Source organism: Priestia sp. SB1 (genome assembly GCF_038898415.1).
Genome location: NZ_JBBJSS010000001.1, coordinates 292,588 through 311,291, shown reverse-complemented (window position 1 = coordinate 311,291; position 18,704 = coordinate 292,588). Strand labels below are relative to the sequence as shown.

Here is an 18,704-nt window from a genome sequence, read left to right as displayed (position 1 = left end):
AAGGAGAGAAAAATTAATGTCTGCAAGAGAACTGCCAGTTGTTATAGGTGTTGTACTCATTATCGTTATGCTTGTTATTCCGTTGCCTTCATGGTTATTAAGTATTTTAATCATGATTAACATTTCTCTTGCGCTGCTTGTACTGCTCGTTTCCATGAATATGAAAGAACCTTTAGAGCTATCGGTGTTTCCGTCTTTGCTGCTGGTTCTTACGCTGTTTCGATTAGGTTTGAACGTATCGACAACCCGTTCAATTTTAGGAACAGGAGAAGCAGGCGGAGTAGTGGAAACATTTGGCCACTTCGTGATTGGTGGAAATCCGTTAGTGGGGTTTGTTGTCTTTATTATTTTAATTATCATTCAGTTTCTCGTTATTACAAAAGGAGCGGAGCGTGTTTCTGAAGTAGCTGCACGTTTTACCTTGGATGCGATGCCAGGGAAACAAATGAGCATTGATGCAGATTTAAATGCAGGTATGATTTCAGAAAAACAAGCAATTGACCGCCGTGAAAAAATTCAGCGCGAAGCAGATTTTTACGGAGCAATGGATGGAGCTAGTAAATTTGTCAAAGGTGATGCCATTGCAGGGATTGTCATTACCCTTATTAACATCTTGTTTGGAATTATTATCGGCATGCTGCAAATGGGAATGTCCATCACTGAAGCATCCCAAACGTTTACTTTGTTAACAGTAGGCGATGGATTAGTGAGTCAAATTCCAGCCCTCATGATTTCAACAGCGACGGGAATTATTGTCACGAGAGCTGCTTCAACAGGCAATTTGAGCGAAGATATTACACGGCAGCTGTTTGCTTTTCCCGTTATGCTTTATGTAACTGGAGGAACAATTGCCGCTCTTGGTTTAATCACGCCAATTAATGATGTCATTACAATGCCTATTGCTATTTTATTAGGGGTGGGAGGCTATTATTTGTCTCAGGCTAAAAATCAGGCGGTTCGTGAAGAAATGGCCCCTACTGAAGAAGAGCTAGAAGACAATGAAATGAAAAGTCCAGAGAGTGTTGTCAATCTATTAAGCGTTGATCCGATTGAATTTGAATTTGGGTATGCATTAATTCCGCTTGCTGATACGAATCAAGGAGGCGATTTACTCGATCGAATTGTTATGATTAGGCGCCAGCTGGCACTTGAGCTAGGATTAGTCATTCCAGTTGTTCGTATCAGAGATAACATTCAGCTTCAGCCCAACGAATACTGTCTTAAAATAAAGGGCAATGAAGTGGCGAAAGGGGAGCTGCTGCTCGATCACTACTTAGCAATCAGTCCCGGAATGGATGATGAGTTGATTGAAGGAATTGATACGTTAGAACCAGCTTTTAAAATGCCTGCGAAATGGATTAGCGAGTCGGTGAAGGAGCAGGCTGAGATGTTTGGGTATACCGTTGTGGACCCACCGTCGGTTGTGTCTACGCACATAACAGAAGTTATAAAATCGTATGCGCATGAGCTGATTGGAAGGCAGGAGACAAAGCAACTAATTGATCACACAAAAGAAACGTATCCTATTTTAATTGAGGAAGTAACGCCTAATCCGCTTTCCGTTGGAGACATTCAAAGGGTACTGGCAAAACTTTTAAAAGAGAGCGTCTCAATTCGAAATTTACCCATTATTTTTGAGGTGCTGGCCGACTACGGAAAAATGACGTCAGACACCGATTTGTTAACTGAATATGTCAGGCAAGGACTTGCAAGGCAAATTACCAGTCAATATACGGTCCAAGAAGGTCTGCTTCGAGTTCTTACCCTTTCAGGAAAAGTTGAAAAAACGATGGCGGAAGCTGTTCAACAAACGGAACATGGGAACTATTTATCACTAGACCCTAACGTTTCACAAGCTATTGTGGAAAGTATAGCTAAGCAAATAGAAACACTTTCTTTTCAAGAACAGTCTCCAATTGTGTTATGTTCTCCTGCAGTGAGGATGTACGTGCGTCAAATCACTGAGCGGTATTTTCCTCATATGGCGGTTTTATCATATAACGAGTTAGAAGCAAATGTTGAAGTTCAAAGTGTTGGAGTGGTGGATATCTGATGAAAGTAAAAAAATATGTAGTAGAATCTATGCCGCAAGCTATGAAAGCCATTCGTTCAGATTTAGGTGAGGAAGCGGTTATTTTACATTCGAAACAAATTCGAACAGGAGGTTTTCTTGGCTTATTTACTAAGGCGAAAATAGAAGTATTGGCAGCTGTCGATCCCGTAGAAAAGCTGAGCGTAAAGAAGAACTCAGCGCCGCCAGAACCCAGTATGGAAAATAATCAATCTTTTATGAAGCAGCAGCTCAGTGAGTTAAATACTCTTGTCTCACAAATGAGTCAAATGCCAAAGGTTTCTTCAGGTTCATATCCAAAAGTAGTGGAAGATGTGCTTGCTTATTTGCGTTTGCAAGAAATAGACGAAGCTATTTTAGAAAACTTGGAGGCTCCTATGCTAGAGTATTACTACTTACATCGCCCTAACTCAAACCAACTCATGAAGTGGACGAAAAACTGGTTTACCAATCAGTTTAAAGCAAGTGAATGGAGCGGTCCTTTCAAAAAATATGTAAGTGTAGTAGGGCCAACAGGTGTCGGTAAAACAACCACTCTTGCTAAATTGGCTGCAAAGTGTGTCCTAGAACAAAATCAAAAAATAGCATTTATCACAACGGACACCTATAGAATTTCAGCGATTGAGCAACTCAAGACGTACGCTTCGATCTTAAATGCGCCTTTAACGATTTGCTATAACGGAGAAGATTTTAAAAAAGCTTTGCTGGAAACAAAAGCATACGATGTGATTTTTATTGACACAGCAGGCCGTAACTTTTTAGAACCGCAATATGTAAATGATTTAAAGAAAATTATTACGTTTCAAGAAGATTTGCAAACGTTTCTTGTTCTAGCACTAACGTCAAAAGCATCAGATATGAAAGCTATATATGAACGTTTTGCTAGTCTCCCTGTTGATCAACTGATTTTTACGAAGCGAGATGAAACAACTCACAAAGGCTCGCTTTTAAATATGTTGTATCGTTACGGCCAACGAGCTGCTTTTACAACAAACGGGCAGGATGTACCAGAAGATGTTTCATCATTTAAAATAGAAGAGTTTATCGACGATGTGTTTGGAGATTGGAAAGGTGAATGATCAAGCAGCAGTTTTAAGAGAAAAAGTGTTAAAGAAACATCAAAACTCTTTAAGGAATTGTAAAACGATAGCCGTGTTAAGCGGAAAAGGAGGAGTTGGAAAGTCGAATCTATCATTAAACTTATCTCTTGCGCTAACGAAGCAAAAGCAAAGAGTTCTTCTTTTTGACATGGATATAGGAATGGGAAATATTGATATTTTGATTGGACAAACTGCTTCCTATACGATGGTTGATTTGCTAGAAAAAAAGCTTTCCATCCAGCAAATTATTAAAAAAGGTCCTGAAGATTTAGCTTATGTGGCTGGTGGAACGGGAATTTCCTCTGTATTTGAATGGTCTCCATCGGACCTTGCTCATTTAATACAAGAATTGAGTTCTTTAACAAATCAATACGATTACATGATTTTTGATATGGGAGCGGGCATGTCAGAGAGTGTGCTTAAGTTTTTAAAAGCTGTAGATGAAATGATCGTGGTCACAACACCCGAACCTACATCTATCACAGATGCTTACGCTGCTATTAAGCTAGCAGCTTCCTATTCTGTATCAGCACCGGTTCGTCTTATTATTAACAAAACGCTTTCTGACAAAGAAGGAAATGAGACGTATGAACGATTTAACCGAGCTGTTCAGCAGTTTTTGAACATATCTACTTCTCTATTAGGTATTGTGCCAAACGATCAAGCTGTCCAGAAAGCGGTCAATCGCCAAATGCCTTTTTTGCTTCAAAACCCAGCATCTAAAGCAAGTGTATCACTAATAGAAATGGTGAATATTCTTATTCCTCAAGACAATAGGATAACGGCTAAAAACGAGGGAATGTTTATTCGGCGCCTCAAACGATTTTTTCTTGAAAGGTAGGAAATGAGAGTGAATGAAATAAAGGTGCTTATTGTGGATGATTCTGCATTTATGCGAAAGCTAATCGGCGATTTTTTAGCATGTGACAGTCGTTTTCACATTGTGGGTACCGCACGTAACGGTGAAGAAGGGTTGAAAAAAGCGCTCGAGCTGTCGCCAGACGTTGTGACACTTGATATCGAAATGCCTAAAATGAATGGCTTAGATATGTTAAAGCAGCTTATGCGTGTGAAGCCCCTTCCTGTTGTCATGTTATCGAGTACAACAATAGAAGGTGCTGAAAATACGCTGACCGCTATGCAGTACGGCGCAGTTGATTTTGTTGCTAAACCTTCGGGAGCTATTTCGCTGGACTTACATAAAGTGAAAGATGAGCTTATCTCTAAACTATTGCTTGCTAGTAAAGCCAACATATCTTCAAGCAGCCATCAGCACGTGCAAAACAGAAGTGTATATAACCTCCCGATGGGGACGAAAGTGAACAAAATGATTTGTATTGGCACTTCTACTGGAGGACCGCGTGCGCTGCAAGAAGTATTATCAACTGTTTCAAAAGACATAAACGCACCTATTTTTATTGTGCAGCATATGCCTCCAAATTTCACAAAATCATTAGCGGTTAGACTAGATCAGCTAGCTGATATTGAAGTGAAAGAAGCACAAGACAATGAAATCGTGCGCTCAGGATGTGCGTACATTGCGCCTGGAGGTTTTCATATGACGGTTGTAGAGAAAGAAGGACAGCTCAGCATTTGTTTAGACACTTCTTCACCTGTAAAGGGACATCGCCCCTCAGTGGATCGTTTGTTTCAGTCGATTAGTAAAATTTCAGGTTATCAAAAACTTGCTATTGTGTTGACGGGAATGGGGGCGGATGGAACGGAAGGCATTATTGATTTAAAGAAAAATAAAGACGCGCTTATATTGGCTGAATCTAAAGAAACAGCTGTCATTTATGGGATGCCCAAATCAGCTGTTTCTACAAAGCTTGTTGATTATATTGAACCGCTGCGAAACGTTGGAAGCTTTATTTCTCGCTACGCACAGAAATAGGAGGGAAAGTTACGATGGATATGAATCAATATCTAGAAGTGTTTATTGAAGAAAGCAAGGAACATCTTCAAAACGTTAACGACCAGCTAATGCGTTTTGAAAAAAATACCGATGATCTTGGTTATGTAAATGAAATTTTTCGGTCTGCTCATACGTTAAAAGGTATGTCTGCAACAATGGGATTTGATGATTTAGCACAATTAACTCACAAAATGGAAAACGTGCTAGATGCCGTTCGAAATCATCAAATCGACGCTCACACGGAAGTTCTTGATGCTTTGTTTGAATCAGTCGATGCGCTAGAAATAATGGTTCAATCTATTTCTGAAGGGGGCGATGGTCAGCTTGATGTCAAATTGCTTGTTCAAAAGCTGCAGCGTATTGTAGCAGAGGAACCCGCAGCAGAGCATGCGGCTTCTTCTATTGAGTATGATGAGTTCGTACAAACGCTGCTCAGTCAAACAGCAGGGCAAGGATTTAATGCGTTTGAAATAACCGTACAGCTCGAACGCACCTGTCTGTTAAAAGCTGCGCGTGCATATATGGTATTTGATGTGTTAGAGCAAGCGGGAGACGTCATTAAGTCAGCGCCAACTGTTCAAGATATCGAACAAGAAAAATTTGAATCATCTTTTATCGTTATATTAGTAACAAGCGAATCGCAAGAAAAGCTGAAGGCGAGCATTATGGAGGTCTCTGAAGTAGAAAGCGTGAAAATTGCTGCGGTCCCCATAAAAAAGGAGACAGAAATGCAGGAGCTTGTTTCACAAGAAGAAGCAGCAGCTATACAGGAAGTTACTGTGTCAGCACCTTCTAAATCGCCTGTTGAAGAGAAAAGACAGCTCTCAAATAACAAGACGATTCGAGTCAATATTGACCGTTTGGACAGTCTCATGAACTTGTTTGAAGAACTAGTTATTGATAGAGGCAGGTTAGAACAAATATCAAAAGAATTGAATAATAGCGAATTAGACGAAACGGTAGAGCGGATGTCCCGTATTTCTGGAGATTTGCAAACGATTATTTTAAATATGCGTATGGTGCCTGTAGAAACCGTTTTTAATCGGTTTCCCCGTATGGTGAGACAGCTTTCAAAAGATTTAGGGAAACAAATTGAACTTCAAATTGTCGGAGCTGATACAGAGTTGGACCGGACCGTCATTGATGAAATTGGAGATCCGCTTGTTCACTTATTAAGAAATGCCGTTGACCACGGAATTGAAATGCCTCAAGCACGCTTAAAGAATGGAAAGAATGAAAAGGGAACGATTCGCCTTAAATCTTATCATAGCGGAAATCATGTCTTTATTGATTTAGAAGATGACGGGGCGGGCATCAATCGTGAAAAGGTACTGCAAAAAGCGTTAGATCGAGGAATTATCGATGGGAAAACTGCTGAAACGCTGACGGATAAACAAGTGTACGAGCTCATTTTCGCTTCGGGCTTTTCGACGGCTGAACAAATTTCAGATGTTTCCGGACGAGGAGTAGGTCTAGATGTCGTGAAAAACACGATTGAATCGCTAGGGGGTTCTGTAACGATCGATTCTAACGAAGGATACGGTTCGCGTTTTTCTATTCAACTGCCGCTCACTCTGTCTATCATTTCTGCTTTACTCGTGCAAATGAGTGAAGAGCGCTATGCCTTACCGCTTTCTTCGATTATTGAAACAGCTATTGTTCAGCCGAAAGAGGTCATGCATGTACATGGTCAAAAGGTTATTGACTTTCGAGGAGCCATTATTCCTCTTATTGATTTAAAAGAACTATTTACTGTGCCTAACCCGATACAAAGAGATCATTATTCCGTCGTTATTGTGAAAAAAGGAGAAAAGACCGCCGGGCTAATTGTTGATTCTTTTATCGGTCAGCAGGAAATCGTTTTAAAATCTTTAGGTCATTATCTGCCGGGTGTATTTGCTATTTCAGGAGCCACGATTTTAGGCGATGGACAAGTAGCGCTTATCATTGATTGCAACGCTTTGATCAAATAACAAATGCTGTAAAAAGAAAGGGAGAAAGGCATGAAAATTATTGTGTTTCAATTGGGGGACGAGGAGTACGGAATTTCAGTGGAAGAAGTGCAATCGATTGAAAAGATTCAGCACATAACACGCGTTCCTGGAGTAAAAGAATATGTAAAAGGTGTTATTAATCTTCGCGGTGTTATTACACCGATTATTGATTTGCGCACTCGTTTTAACTTACAAGAACAGCTTAACCATGAGCTGACACGTATTATTATGGTTCGTCTTAATGATGTAGAAGCAGGTTTGATTGTGGATGCGGCAAATGATGTAGTAGACATTGATGAAAAAACGATTGCTTCAGTGCCTGAAACAGTTGAAGGAACAGCTGTAGAATACTTGAACGGAGTTGTTAAAGTAGATAGCCGTTTAATTGTTCTTCTAAATTTACCTAAAGTTCTCTCTTTAGAAGACCACCTCCAGTGAGCCAAGCGAATAATGGATATCACGCTGAAGTTTGTAGGAGTTGAAGAATCATGAGAGATGATAAACAAGTGATTAAGGTAGGAATTGCCGAGATGAATGTTACACATGCACCCGCAGTGCTTCGAACAGCTGGATTAGGGTCATGTGTAGGAGTTGTCGTTTACGACTCTGTTCACTCAGTAGCTGGGCTCGCTCATGTAATGCTTCCCGATTCAAGCGGGGCTAAATGTCCTTTTAATAGAGCTAAATATGCAGATACAGCCATTTTTGATTTGATAAATATGTTGATTAAACAAGGTGCACATAGAAGATTATTAAAAGCAAAAATAGCAGGGGGCGCACAGATGTTTCAATTTGAACCAAGAAATGATGTGATGCGAATTGGCCTTCGAAATGTTCAAGCAGTGGAGAGAGAACTGCATAGAAACAGTGTAGAAATTGCAGCAAAAGCTACAGGAGGACACAACGGACGCACAATTGAATTTGATCCTCAAACGGCTATTTTAAAGGTTCGTACGATTAATGAAGGGATAAAAACGATATAAAGCGCGCTCTGACCGTTGACCGTTTAATAGCGCTATAAAAAGGAGTTGAAAGACCCTTGAAAAGTATACAAGAAGTTGAAGAACATAAAATTTGGCAGGAATGGATAGAGACGAGAGACTCCCATGCGGGAAACATGCTTGTTAAAAAGTATATGCCGCTTGTTAACTATCACGTTCAGCGGATTAGTGTAGGGCTGCCGAAGAATATTCATAAAGAAGAGCTTCGTAGTTTAGGATTAATCGGCCTTTACGATGCTTTGGAAAAGTTTGATTACGGTAGAGACTTAAAGTTTGATACATATGCGTCTTTTCGAATTCGAGGGGCGATAATAGACGGGCTTCGTAAAGAAGATTGGTTATCAAGAAGCGCAAGGGAAAAGACGAAAAGAATTGAGCAAGCAACAGAAGCACTTGAACAAAGATACTTGCGCAGAGTTGCACCAAGTGAGGTTGCAAAAGAAGTAGGCATGACAGAAGCAGATGTTGTTCATACAATGAATGAAGGCTTTTTAGCTAACGTTTTGTCAATGGAAGAACAGCCAAAAGAGTATGAAGATGGAGAGCAAAAATACACGATTAAAGATGAAAAAACGCTCTCTCCTGAAGAGGAGCTAATTAACGACGAACGATATCAAGAGCTCGCTGAAGTTATCGAGCAGCTAAATGAAAAGGAGCAGCTTGTTGTTTCATTATTTTATAAAGAGGAGTTGACTTTCACAGAGATCGCGCAGCTGTTAGGGCTATCCACTTCACGCATTTCTCAAATTCATTCGAAAGCGCTGTTTAAAATGCGTACGAGTTTAAGCAAAATAATTTAACAAAGAGGTAAAGTGATGGGGTTTTTACTCACAGTTAGTTTTTTAATTCATGGTCTATCACTGTTTTGCATTATTCTTTTATATATGCAAGTGACCAAAGTGAAAAGGATTGAACGCTTGCACCAGCAAAATATAAATAAAATGGAAGCTGCAATGAGTTCATATCTCGCTGAATTTCAGGAACAAAACGAGCAGTTTTTACGGCAGCTTCGTGAGCGTTCAACTTCGCTTTCTTCCGAAATGGAAGAAAGCAGCGCCAAATCACCTTTGGTAGATGAAGAAGACGTGCCTGTTCAAAGGGTGGATCTAAAAAGTAAGCCTTCCCAGTCGCTGCATGAACTTCTCTCTATAGAAGAAAATCAGAAACATATAAGCACATCTTTTGATGAATTAACTACAGACCAAATTCAAGATTTGTCAGGTGAAGAGATAAAAGAATTTTCCGTTTATTTAAAGGGAAAAGGTTTAACAATTGAAGAAATTGCAAAACATTTACACAGAGGGAAAACTGAAATTGAATTATTATTGAAATTTCATCAATAAACTTAATGAAACGCTTGCTTGTGAAAAAGGAGTATGCTATATTAGTTTTTGGTGTTATTACACACGCTTGTTGATTCGGTTGATGGTGCTACTTTTTGTAGTTTCAGCTGAAGATGATATAAGCGGAGGAGACTTAAAACCATTAGGAGGAAAAACACATGTCAGTAATTTCAATGAAACAATTACTAGAAGCTGGTGTACATTTCGGTCACCAAACTCGCCGTTGGAACCCAAAAATGAAGAAATATATCTTCACTGAGCGTAACGGCATCTACATTATCGATCTTCAAAAAACAGTTAAGAAAGTAGAAGAAGCGTACAAATTCGTTAAAGAATTAGCTGCAGACGGCGGTACTGTTTTATTCGTAGGTACGAAAAAACAAGCTCAAGATTCTGTTAAAGAAGAAGCAGCTCGCGCTGGTATGTACTTTGTTAACCAACGTTGGTTAGGTGGTACATTAACTAACTTCTCAACTATCCAAAAACGTATCAAACGTTTAAAAGATATCGAAAAAATGCAAGAAGACGGTACTTTCGAAGTACTACCTAAGAAAGAAGTAGTTCAACTTAAAAAAGAGTTAGAGCGTCTTGAAAAATTCTTAGGCGGCATTAAAGATATGAAACAACTTCCAGATGCATTATTCATCATTGACCCTCGTAAAGAGCGTATTGCAGTAGCGGAAGCTAAAAAATTACACATTCCAATCGTTGGTATCGTAGACACTAACTGTGATCCAGACGAAATTGATTATGTAATCCCTGCAAACGATGATGCAATTCGTGCTGTTAAACTTTTAACTTCTAAAGTTGCTGATGCTATTCTAGAAGCTAAACAAGGTGAAGAAACAGCAGTTGAAACTGAAACAACTACTGCTTAATTCCGTGAAAGGTGATAAGAGGGAATAGCCTTTTATCACCTTTTTTTGAAAAGATTTAACCCATTTATATACATTAATTACATACCCAAACAAGGAGGCTACACATTATGGCAATTACTGCTCAAATGGTAAAAGAACTACGTGAAAAAACAGGCGCTGGTATGATGGATTGTAAAAAAGCGTTAACTGAAACTAACGGTGATATGGAGCAAGCAATCGATTTCTTACGTGAAAAAGGTATTGCAAAAGCTGCTAAAAAATCAGACCGTATTGCTGCTGAAGGTCTAACTTACATCGAAACTCAAGGTAACGAAGCTGTTATCTTAGAAGTTAACTCTGAAACTGATTTCGTTGCGAAAAACGAAGGTTTTCAAAAATTAACAAAAGAATTAGCTGCTCACATCTTAGCTAACAAACCAGCTGACGCTGCTGAAGCTGCTACTCAAAAAATGGAAAACGGTGCAACTGTTGAAGAACACATCAACTCTGCAATCGCTACAATCGGAGAAAAATTATCTCTACGTCGTTTCGCTGTAGCAACAAAGACTGATGCTGATGCATTCGGTGCTTACCTACATGCTGGCGGACGTATCGGTGTGTTAACAGTATTATCTGGTACAACTGAAGAAGCTGTTGCAAAAGACGTTGCTATGCACATCGCTGCAATCAACCCTAAATACATCTCTCGTGACCAAGTTTCTGCTGAAGAAACTGAGCGTGAGCGCGAAGTATTGACTCAACAAGCATTAAACGAAGGCAAACCAGAAAAAATCGTTGCAAAAATGGTTGAAGGTCGCCTTGGCAAATTCTTCGAAGATATTTGCTTACTAGATCAAACATTTGTTAAAAATCCTGATCAAAAAGTACGTCAGTTCGTTGAGAGCAAAGGCGCTACTGTTGAAAGCTTCGTTCGTTTTGAAGTAGGAGAAGGTATTGAGAAACGTCAAGACAACTTCGCTGAAGAAGTAATGAACCAAGTTAAAAAGTAAGGGTTTGACCGTATAGGGAACACTGTGTGTTCCCTTTTTTACAAAAGAGATCTCACCGTTAACGATGGAGGTAAGCATGAGTCAAGCAAAATATAATCGTATCGTATTAAAGTTAAGTGGAGAAGCATTAGCTGGTGAAGATGGTTTTGGTATTAACCCATCCATCATCAAATCTGTTGCTGAACAAGTAAAAGCCGTTTATGAATTAGGTGTGGAAATTGCTGTAGTCGTTGGTGGTGGAAACATTTGGCGTGGTAAAATTGGTAGTGAAATGGGTATGGATCGTGCAGCTGCTGATTATATGGGAATGCTAGCAACAGTGATGAACTCGCTGGCTCTTCAAGATAGCTTAGAGAACATTGGTGTGCAAACACGAGTTCAGACTTCTATCGAGATGAGACAAGTAGCAGAGCCTTATATTAGAAGAAAAGCTGTTCGACATCTTGAGAAAAAACGCGTTGTTATTTTCGCTGCGGGTACAGGAAACCCTTATTTCTCTACAGATACAACAGCAGCTTTGCGTGCAGCTGAAATCGAAGCTGACGTTATCTTAATGGCTAAAAACAACGTAGATGGCGTTTATAATGCAGATCCTAAGCTTGTACCTGATGCTGTAAAATATGAAACATTAACATATATTGATGTTTTAAAAGATGGACTAGCTGTTATGGATTCTACAGCTTCTTCATTATGTATGGACAACGATATTCCGCTAATTGTTTTCTCAATTACGGAAGAAGGCAATATTAAACGTGCCGTTACAGGCGAAAACATTGGAACAATTGTAAAGGGGAAATAAACATGCCAAAACAAGTGTTGCAAAACGCAAAAGAAAGAATGGAAAAAGCAATTCAATCATTTAGCCGCGAACTAGCATCAATTCGCGCTGGACGTGCAAGCGCGTCACTTCTTGACCGCGTAACGGTAGAATACTACGGTGCACCAACACCGATTAACCAATTGGCGCAAGTAAGCGTACCGGAAGCTCGTATGCTTGTTATTCAGCCTTATGACAAATCACAAATTGGTGAAGTTGAAAAAGCTATTTTAAAATCTGATTTAGGATTGACACCTACAAGCGATGGAACTATTATCCGTTTATCGATTCCTGCTTTAACGGAAGAGCGTCGTCGTGAGTTAGTGAAAATGGTTAAAAAATATGCTGAAGAAGCAAAAGTTGCGGTTCGTAACGTACGCCGTGATGCAAACGATGATTTCAAAAAGTTAGAGAAAAAAGGTGAAATTACTGAAGACGATCTACGCGGCTACAGTGATGACATTCAAAAACTAACAGATGACCATATCGTAAAAGTGGATAAAGTGGCAAAAGATAAAGAAGAAGAAATTATGGCAGTTTAAGTCATTTCAAGGTAAAATATATTGTAAAAGACCCTCTATTGTTTACAGGGGGTTTTTTTGTTAATAATGTGTAGTAAGAAAAAACTCACATAAGCTACACGTTTATGTGAGAGCGTACAACGGGGGACCTTTGCATGTTAAGAAAATTTCAAGCATGGAAGAAAAGTCAAGATTTAAATACACTGTCTTTGTCAGAACGAAAAGATCAAGTGAAACAGCACCCTGTTCCTGAACATATTGCAATTATTATGGATGGGAACGGTCGTTGGGCGCAAAAACGAGCTCTTCCTCGCATGATGGGCCATCATGAAGGAATGAAAGTAGTACGTCATGTGACCAGACTGGCCAATGAATTAGGTGTTAAAGTATTAACTTTATATGCATTTTCCACTGAAAATTGGAAGCGCCCCAAAACTGAAGTTGAGTTTTTGATGAAACTGCCAGAGGAATTTTTAACAACCTTTTTGCCTGAGCTAATTGAAAAAAATGTGCAAGTTCGTATTATGGGAGATAAAAGTGAGCTCCCTGCCCATACGATTCGAGCCGTGGATAAGGCAATTGAAAAAACAAAGCATAACACGGGGATGATTTTAAACTTCGCGCTTAATTACGGTAGCCGTCACGAAATTGTGGGCGCTATTCGGTCATTGGCAGAAGATGTAGAACAGGGAAAAGTGGCTTCCTCTTCTATTTCAGAAAATTTATTTTCTTCCTATTTAATGAGCAAAAGCCTTCCAGATCCGGATTTGCTTATTCGCACAAGTGGCGAGCTTCGCTTAAGTAACTTTATGCTTTGGCAGCTAGCGTACACAGAGTTTTGGTTTACAAAAGTATTATGGCCAGATTTTAAAGAAAATCATTTAATCGAAGCAGTCGAGGCGTTTCAAAAGCGCGGTCGCCGCTTTGGTGGTGTATAAGAAGGTGTGGAAAACAAGATGAAACAGCGCATTATCACCGCGATTGTAGCACTTGCGGTATTTGTGCCGATTGTTTTAATTGGAGGGTTACCTTTTACCCTTATCATGTATGTGATCGGAACAGTTGGTGTAATTGAGCTTTTAAAAATGAAACATTTGAAAGCAATGTCTTTTCCAAGTATCATTAGTTTATTACTAACTTGGGTGTTTTTACTACCAAACGGAAGAGATGTTGCATTTCAATTCTTAAGTGAACATAAGATAGAAGTAGCGCTTGCTGCTGTCCTTCTTTTATTAATGTACACGGTTGTAGTTAAAAATAAATTTACCTTCGATGACGTTGGGTTTATTTTATTAACAACAGTATATGTTGGCTTTGGCTTTCATTATTTTATCGAGGTTCGTCAAGAGTTCGGGTTAGCTTATTTGTTCTTTGCTTTCCTTATTATTTGGGCGACGGATTCCGGAGCTTATTTTATTGGACGAGCAATGGGGAAACGAAAGCTATGGCCGGAAATCAGTCCCAATAAAACAATTGAAGGTTTTGTTGGTGGCGTCGTATGCGCTATTATAGTAGCCATTGTATTTAAGCTGTTAGCAAATATTGATCAAACTATGATTGAGCTACTTGTAATTGGTATTATCGTATCGTTATTTGGACAGATGGGTGATCTTGTACAATCAGCGTTCAAACGTCACTATGGCGTAAAAGATTCAGGGAAAATTTTACCGGGTCATGGTGGGATTTTAGACCGTTTTGACAGTTTAATGTTCATCATGCCAATTTTAGCTTTTTTATTATCTCTATAAAAAAGATGTCTTTGTTTTAATAGGAGTGAATATACTTGAAGAAAATTTCCTTGTTAGGAGCTACAGGTTCAATCGGTACTCAAACCGTTGATATTGTTCGAGCGCATCCTGAGCATTTTGAGCTCTCAGCAATCTCTGTAGGTCGAAATATTAACGAAGCAAGAAAGATTATTCAGCAGTGTAAGCCAGCCCTTGTTTCTGTAATGAAGAAAGAAGATTGTCTGTCACTGCAAGGAGAATTCCCTTCTATTCGATTTGTTTATGGAGAAGAAGGACTTGTGGAAGTAGCAACTCATCCTTCTACAGAAGTGTTGGTAAACGCTGTTCTTGGAAGTGTAGGGTTGACTCCTACGCTAGAAGCAATCAAAATGAGAAAAACAATTGCTATTGCAAATAAGGAGACACTTGTTACCGCTGGTCACCTTGTCATGGAAGCAGCCAAGGAATATGGCGCTGATATTTTACCGGTAGACAGTGAGCATTCAGCTATTTTTCAAAGTTTGCAAGGGCAAGATCAAAAAGCAATAGACCGTTTAATTTTAACGGCTTCTGGAGGGAGCTTTCGAGATAAGACGAGAGCAGAACTACAGGGAGTAACGGTTGAAGATGCGTTAAATCATCCAAACTGGTCAATGGGAGCTAAAATTACAATTGATTCGGCAACGATGATGAATAAGGGACTAGAAGTGATTGAAGCACATTGGCTTTTTGATCTTCCCTATGAGAAAATTGATGTATTGTTACATAAGGAAAGCATCATTCATTCTATGGTAGAGTATTCTGATACAAGCGTTATTGCTCAGCTTGGAACGCCCGATATGCGCGTGCCAATTCAATACGCGTTAACGTATCCAAGACGCATGTCTTTGCCTGACACCAAGCGTTTAAGTTTGGCGGATATTGGTCAGCTTCACTTCGCTAAAATGGATGAAGAGCGTTTTCGCTGTTTAGCTTTTGCATTTGAGGCTGGCAAAGCGGGTGGAACACTTCCGACTGTTTTAAATGCAGCTAATGAAGAAGCTGTTCAAGCCTTTCTAGATGGTCACATTACATTTTTACAAATTGAAGATGTGATTGAAAAAGCAATGAATGAACATACTGTAATACAGAAACCTTGTTTATCTACTATTAAAGAAGTAGATTTAGAAGCAAGAGAGTTTGTTAGATCCGCCATCTCTCGATAATGTGCGTGCGAGAGAAGCCACTCCCTTATTTTTGGTGGGTGGAGGTTTGACTCTATTACATGAAGGGGGTAATACCCATTGAACACAGTCATTGCGTTTGTCGTCATTTTTGGAGCTCTTGTATTCTTTCATGAGCTTGGTCATTTAGTTTTTGCAAAGCGTGCAGGCATCTTATGCCGTGAGTTTGCCATTGGGTTTGGTCCCAAAATCTTTTCATTTAAACGAGATGAAACAGTTTATACCATTCGCTTACTGCCTCTAGGTGGATTTGTTCGAATGGCTGGAGAAGACCCGGAAATGATTGAAGTTAAGCCAGGTCAAATGGTGGGCCTCATGTTTGATAAGGAAGGCAAAGTAAATAAAGTCATTATTAATAACAAGGAACAGCATCCAAATGCAAAAGTTATTGAGGTAGAGCAAGCAGACTTAGAGCATAATCTATTTATTTCAGGTTATGAAGAAGGTGAAGATGAACATCTGCAAAAATTCGAGGTAGCAGAAGAATCTTACTTTGTTATGGACGGAGAAGACATTCAAATTGCACCTTACAGCCGTCAGTTTGCTTCCAAAACTCTTGGTCAGCGTGCGCTAGCCATTTTCGCTGGTCCGCTAATGAACTTTATATTAGCCTTTGTTATTTTTATCGTTCTTGGGATTTCTCAAGGATATGTTGTTGACAAACCTGTGATGGGCAAATTAACATCAGATGGAGTAGCCGTTGATGCGGGACTTAAACAAGGAGATAAAGTTCAAGCAATTGATGGACAAAGTGTTTCAACGTGGGATGATGTCGTAAAAGTAATTCAAAAACATCCTGAACAGCAAATTACATTCACGGTTCAGCGCGGCGGCAAAACCCTAGATATTCCAATTACACCTGAAAGCCGCAAGGTTGGGGAACAGACAATTGGATTAATTGGCGTATATGCACCGGTTGAAAAGTCATTCATTGGTTCGATCACGCACGGAGCTACTGAAACATATACGTGGATGAAAGAAATTTTAACGGGCCTTGGGAAGCTTGTGACAGGACAGTTCAAACTGGATATGCTTTCTGGTCCTGTAGGTATTTACGCAGCAACCGATCAAGTAGCACAGTCAGGCATTTATTACCTAATGAAATGGGCAGCCGTTTTAAGTATTAACTTAGGGATTGTCAATTTGCTTCCACTTCCTGCTTTAGATGGAGGACGACTATTATTCTTCGCTGTAGAAGGAATTCGCGGTAAGCCAATTGATCGTCAAAAAGAAGGGATTGTTCATTTTATCGGTTTTGCTTTATTAATGCTGCTGATGCTCGTTGTAACGTGGAACGATATTCAAAAGTTCTTTTTATAAGACATACGCTCAGCGAGGGATATTCCCTCGCTGATTATATGAAAATTGCGGCATGGTCCGCCTTAAAAAATAAGATAGAGAAGTAAGCAAAGAGGTGCGAGGTTATGAGACAAAGTTCTACATTGATTCCTACATTAAGAGAAGTGCCAGCTGATGCGGATATAAAAAGCCATCAGCTTCTATTGCGCGCAGGTTATATGCGCCAAAATGCAAGCGGCGTGTACAGCTTTTTACCGCTTGGTAAGCGTGTATTGCAAAAAGTTGAACAAATTGTTCGTGAAGAGATGGACCGTGCAGGTTCTGTCGAATTATTGATGCCTGCTTTACAACAAGCTGAATTGTGGCAAGAGTCTGGCCGCTGGTATTCATATGGGCCTGAGTTAATGCGTATGAAAGATCGTCACGGCCGTGAATTTGCTTTGGGAGCAACACACGAAGAAGTTATCACAAGCTTGCTTCGTGACGAAGTGAAGTCATACAAACGTTTACCGCTAAATTTATATCAAATTCAAACGAAGTTCCGCGATGAAAAACGTCCACGCTTTGGCTTATTACGCGGTCGTGAATTTATTATGAAAGATGCATATTCGTTTCATGCTTCTCAAGAAAGTTTAGATAAAGTGTATGATAAAATGTTTGCTGCCTACAGCCGCATCTTTGAGCGCTGCGGATTAAATTTCCGTGCGGTTATCGCTGATTCAGGTGCAATGGGCGGAAAAGATACGCATGAATTTATGGTTCTTTCTGAAATCGGGGAAGATACAATTGCTTATTCAGATACATCTTCTTATGCAGCAAATGTTGAAATGGCACCGGTTGTAAATACGTATGAAAAATCAGATGAAGCTGAAAAAGAATTAACAAAAGTGGAAACACCAAATCAGCATAGCATTGAAGACGTAGCTGCTTTCTTAAATGTTGAAGCGACTTCTTGTATCAAGTCCCTTTTATTTAAAGTAGATGATCGTTTTGTGCTTGTACTTGTTCGCGGGGATCACGAAGTAAACGATATTAAAGTGAAAAACTATTTTGAAGCTTCCGTCGTTGAACTGGCAACTCCAGAAGAAACAAAAGAAGCATTAAAATGCGCAGTTGGTTCGGTAGGACCGATTGGTGTAAGTGATTCAGTAGAAGTGGTAGCTGATCATGCGGTAAAAGCAATCGTTAACGGTGTATGCGGAGCAAATGAAGAAGGTTATCACTATACAAATGTGAATGAACGTAACTTTAATGCAACTTACGAAGATTTCCGCTTCATCCAAGAAGGAGATCAGTCACCAGATGGACAAGGTGTTATTAAGTTCGCTAAAGGTATTGAAGTCGGACATGTCTTTAAGCTAGGAACTCGCTACAGTGAAGCGATGGGAGCAACGTATCTAGATGAGAACGGACGCAGCCAGCCAATGATTATGGGTTGCTATGGTATCGGTGTTTCTCGTACAGTAGCTGCGATTGCAGAACAATTCAATGATGAAAACGGTCTTCTATGGCCAGAGGCTGTTACGCCTTATCAAGTGCACGTTATTCCAGTTAACGTGAAAAATGATGAACAGCGTGAACTAGGTGAGAAATTATATAATGAGTTATTAGATAATCGCTTTGAAGTGCTGTTAGATGACCGCCAAGAGCGTGCAGGAGTAAAATTTGCAGATTCAGATTTAATTGGTCTTCCTGTTCGAGTAACAGTTGGTAAACGTGCATCTGAAGGAATTGTAGAAGTAAAAGTACGGAAAACTGGGGAGTCACTAGAAGTGTCAGTTGACAATCTTGTTTCAACAGTGAAAGAACTGCTAGCGAAGTAATGA

General features: G+C 39.7%; 18 protein-coding genes. All 18 read left to right on the top strand.

The window, feature by feature from the left end:
* Positions 1-16: 16 nt before the first annotated feature.
* The 18 genes from flhA (at position 17) to WKH56_RS01475 (ending at position 18,701) form a co-directional block, all read left to right on the top strand.
* Positions 17-2,053, top strand: coding sequence for a flagellar biosynthesis protein FlhA (gene flhA / locus WKH56_RS01560; protein ID WP_033579790.1), 2,037 nt, complete (start codon positions 17-19; stop codon positions 2,051-2,053).
* The gene (gene flhF, locus WKH56_RS01555) at positions 2,053-3,150 is read left to right on the top strand and encodes a flagellar biosynthesis GTPase FlhF (protein WP_310884078.1); all 1,098 of its coding nucleotides are present in this window, start codon (positions 2,053-2,055) and stop codon (positions 3,148-3,150) included. Before flhA ends, flhF begins: the two co-directional genes overlap by 1 nt.
* Positions 3,143-4,012 (top strand): MinD/ParA family protein, encoded by an 870-nt coding sequence (locus WKH56_RS01550; RefSeq protein ID WP_274862950.1) that lies wholly within the window; start codon positions 3,143-3,145, stop codon positions 4,010-4,012. The genes flhF and WKH56_RS01550 overlap by 8 nt, the downstream gene beginning before the upstream one ends.
* A gap of 9 nt (positions 4,013-4,021) precedes the next feature.
* Positions 4,022-5,065, top strand: coding sequence for a protein-glutamate methylesterase/protein-glutamine glutaminase (locus WKH56_RS01545; protein WP_310884077.1), 1,044 nt, complete (start codon positions 4,022-4,024; stop codon positions 5,063-5,065).
* A 14-nt stretch (positions 5,066-5,079) separates the two neighbouring features.
* Complete coding sequence (locus tag WKH56_RS01540; protein ID WP_310884076.1) at positions 5,080-7,059, top strand: chemotaxis protein CheA; 1,980 nt, start codon at positions 5,080-5,082, stop codon at positions 7,057-7,059.
* A 30-nt stretch (positions 7,060-7,089) separates the two neighbouring features.
* Positions 7,090-7,518: a chemotaxis protein CheW gene (locus tag WKH56_RS01535; RefSeq protein ID WP_014458457.1), complete on the top strand. Its 429-nt coding sequence runs from the start codon at positions 7,090-7,092 to the stop codon at positions 7,516-7,518.
* A gap of 50 nt (positions 7,519-7,568) precedes the next feature.
* Positions 7,569-8,063, top strand: coding sequence for a chemotaxis protein CheD (locus WKH56_RS01530; RefSeq protein WP_028411411.1), 495 nt, complete (start codon positions 7,569-7,571; stop codon positions 8,061-8,063).
* Between the two features lie 56 nt (positions 8,064-8,119).
* Positions 8,120-8,881: a FliA/WhiG family RNA polymerase sigma factor gene (locus tag WKH56_RS01525; RefSeq protein WP_025750299.1), complete on the top strand. Its 762-nt coding sequence runs from the start codon at positions 8,120-8,122 to the stop codon at positions 8,879-8,881.
* 15 nt (positions 8,882-8,896) lie between these two features.
* Complete coding sequence (locus WKH56_RS01520) at positions 8,897-9,424, top strand: hypothetical protein (protein WP_310884075.1); 528 nt, start codon at positions 8,897-8,899, stop codon at positions 9,422-9,424.
* 158 nt (positions 9,425-9,582) lie between these two features.
* Positions 9,583-10,302, top strand: coding sequence for a 30S ribosomal protein S2 (gene rpsB / locus WKH56_RS01515; RefSeq protein WP_013058850.1), 720 nt, complete (start codon positions 9,583-9,585; stop codon positions 10,300-10,302).
* Positions 10,303-10,409: 107 nt separating this feature from the next.
* Positions 10,410-11,291 carry a translation elongation factor Ts gene (tsf, locus tag WKH56_RS01510; protein ID WP_013058849.1) on the top strand — a complete coding sequence of 294 codons (882 nt, stop codon included), beginning with the start codon at positions 10,410-10,412 and terminating at the stop codon, positions 11,289-11,291.
* A gap of 76 nt (positions 11,292-11,367) precedes the next feature.
* Positions 11,368-12,090: a UMP kinase gene (pyrH, locus tag WKH56_RS01505; protein WP_028411409.1), complete on the top strand. Its 723-nt coding sequence runs from the start codon at positions 11,368-11,370 to the stop codon at positions 12,088-12,090.
* A 2-nt stretch (positions 12,091-12,092) separates the two neighbouring features.
* A complete protein-coding gene (gene frr, locus WKH56_RS01500; protein ID WP_013058847.1) occupies positions 12,093-12,650 on the top strand; it encodes a ribosome recycling factor in 558 nt (185 codons plus the stop codon).
* A gap of 134 nt (positions 12,651-12,784) precedes the next feature.
* Complete coding sequence (locus WKH56_RS01495; protein ID WP_028411408.1) at positions 12,785-13,567, top strand: isoprenyl transferase; 783 nt, start codon at positions 12,785-12,787, stop codon at positions 13,565-13,567.
* An 18-nt stretch (positions 13,568-13,585) separates the two neighbouring features.
* Complete coding sequence (locus WKH56_RS01490) at positions 13,586-14,377, top strand: phosphatidate cytidylyltransferase (RefSeq protein WP_033579794.1); 792 nt, start codon at positions 13,586-13,588, stop codon at positions 14,375-14,377.
* Between the two features lie 35 nt (positions 14,378-14,412).
* Positions 14,413-15,561 (top strand): 1-deoxy-D-xylulose-5-phosphate reductoisomerase, encoded by a 1,149-nt coding sequence (gene dxr, locus WKH56_RS01485; protein WP_310884074.1) that lies wholly within the window; start codon positions 14,413-14,415, stop codon positions 15,559-15,561.
* A 78-nt stretch (positions 15,562-15,639) separates the two neighbouring features.
* A complete protein-coding gene (gene rseP / locus WKH56_RS01480; protein WP_028411405.1) occupies positions 15,640-16,899 on the top strand; it encodes an RIP metalloprotease RseP in 1,260 nt (419 codons plus the stop codon).
* Positions 16,900-17,003: 104 nt separating this feature from the next.
* Positions 17,004-18,701: a proline--tRNA ligase gene (locus tag WKH56_RS01475; protein ID WP_063248589.1), complete on the top strand. Its 1,698-nt coding sequence runs from the start codon at positions 17,004-17,006 to the stop codon at positions 18,699-18,701.
* Positions 18,702-18,704: the final 3 nt, after the last annotated feature.

Coding starts and splice junctions, on each gene's coding strand:
- flhA (WP_033579790.1), top strand. CDS start 17: ATGTCTGCAAGAGAACTGCCAGTTGTTATAGGTGTTGTACTCATTATC.
- flhF (WP_310884078.1), top strand. CDS start 2,053: ATGAAAGTAAAAAAATATGTAGTAGAATCTATGCCGCAAGCTATGAAA.
- WKH56_RS01540 (WP_310884076.1), top strand. CDS start 5,080: ATGGATATGAATCAATATCTAGAAGTGTTTATTGAAGAAAGCAAGGAA.
- WKH56_RS01535 (WP_014458457.1), top strand. CDS start 7,090: ATGAAAATTATTGTGTTTCAATTGGGGGACGAGGAGTACGGAATTTCA.
- WKH56_RS01530 (WP_028411411.1), top strand. CDS start 7,569: ATGAGAGATGATAAACAAGTGATTAAGGTAGGAATTGCCGAGATGAAT.
- WKH56_RS01520 (WP_310884075.1), top strand. CDS start 8,897: ATGGGGTTTTTACTCACAGTTAGTTTTTTAATTCATGGTCTATCACTG.
- rpsB (WP_013058850.1), top strand. CDS start 9,583: ATGTCAGTAATTTCAATGAAACAATTACTAGAAGCTGGTGTACATTTC.
- tsf (WP_013058849.1), top strand. CDS start 10,410: ATGGCAATTACTGCTCAAATGGTAAAAGAACTACGTGAAAAAACAGGC.
- pyrH (WP_028411409.1), top strand. CDS start 11,368: ATGAGTCAAGCAAAATATAATCGTATCGTATTAAAGTTAAGTGGAGAA.
- frr (WP_013058847.1), top strand. CDS start 12,093: ATGCCAAAACAAGTGTTGCAAAACGCAAAAGAAAGAATGGAAAAAGCA.
- WKH56_RS01495 (WP_028411408.1), top strand. CDS start 12,785: ATGTTAAGAAAATTTCAAGCATGGAAGAAAAGTCAAGATTTAAATACA.
- WKH56_RS01490 (WP_033579794.1), top strand. CDS start 13,586: ATGAAACAGCGCATTATCACCGCGATTGTAGCACTTGCGGTATTTGTG.
- WKH56_RS01475 (WP_063248589.1), top strand. CDS start 17,004: ATGAGACAAAGTTCTACATTGATTCCTACATTAAGAGAAGTGCCAGCT.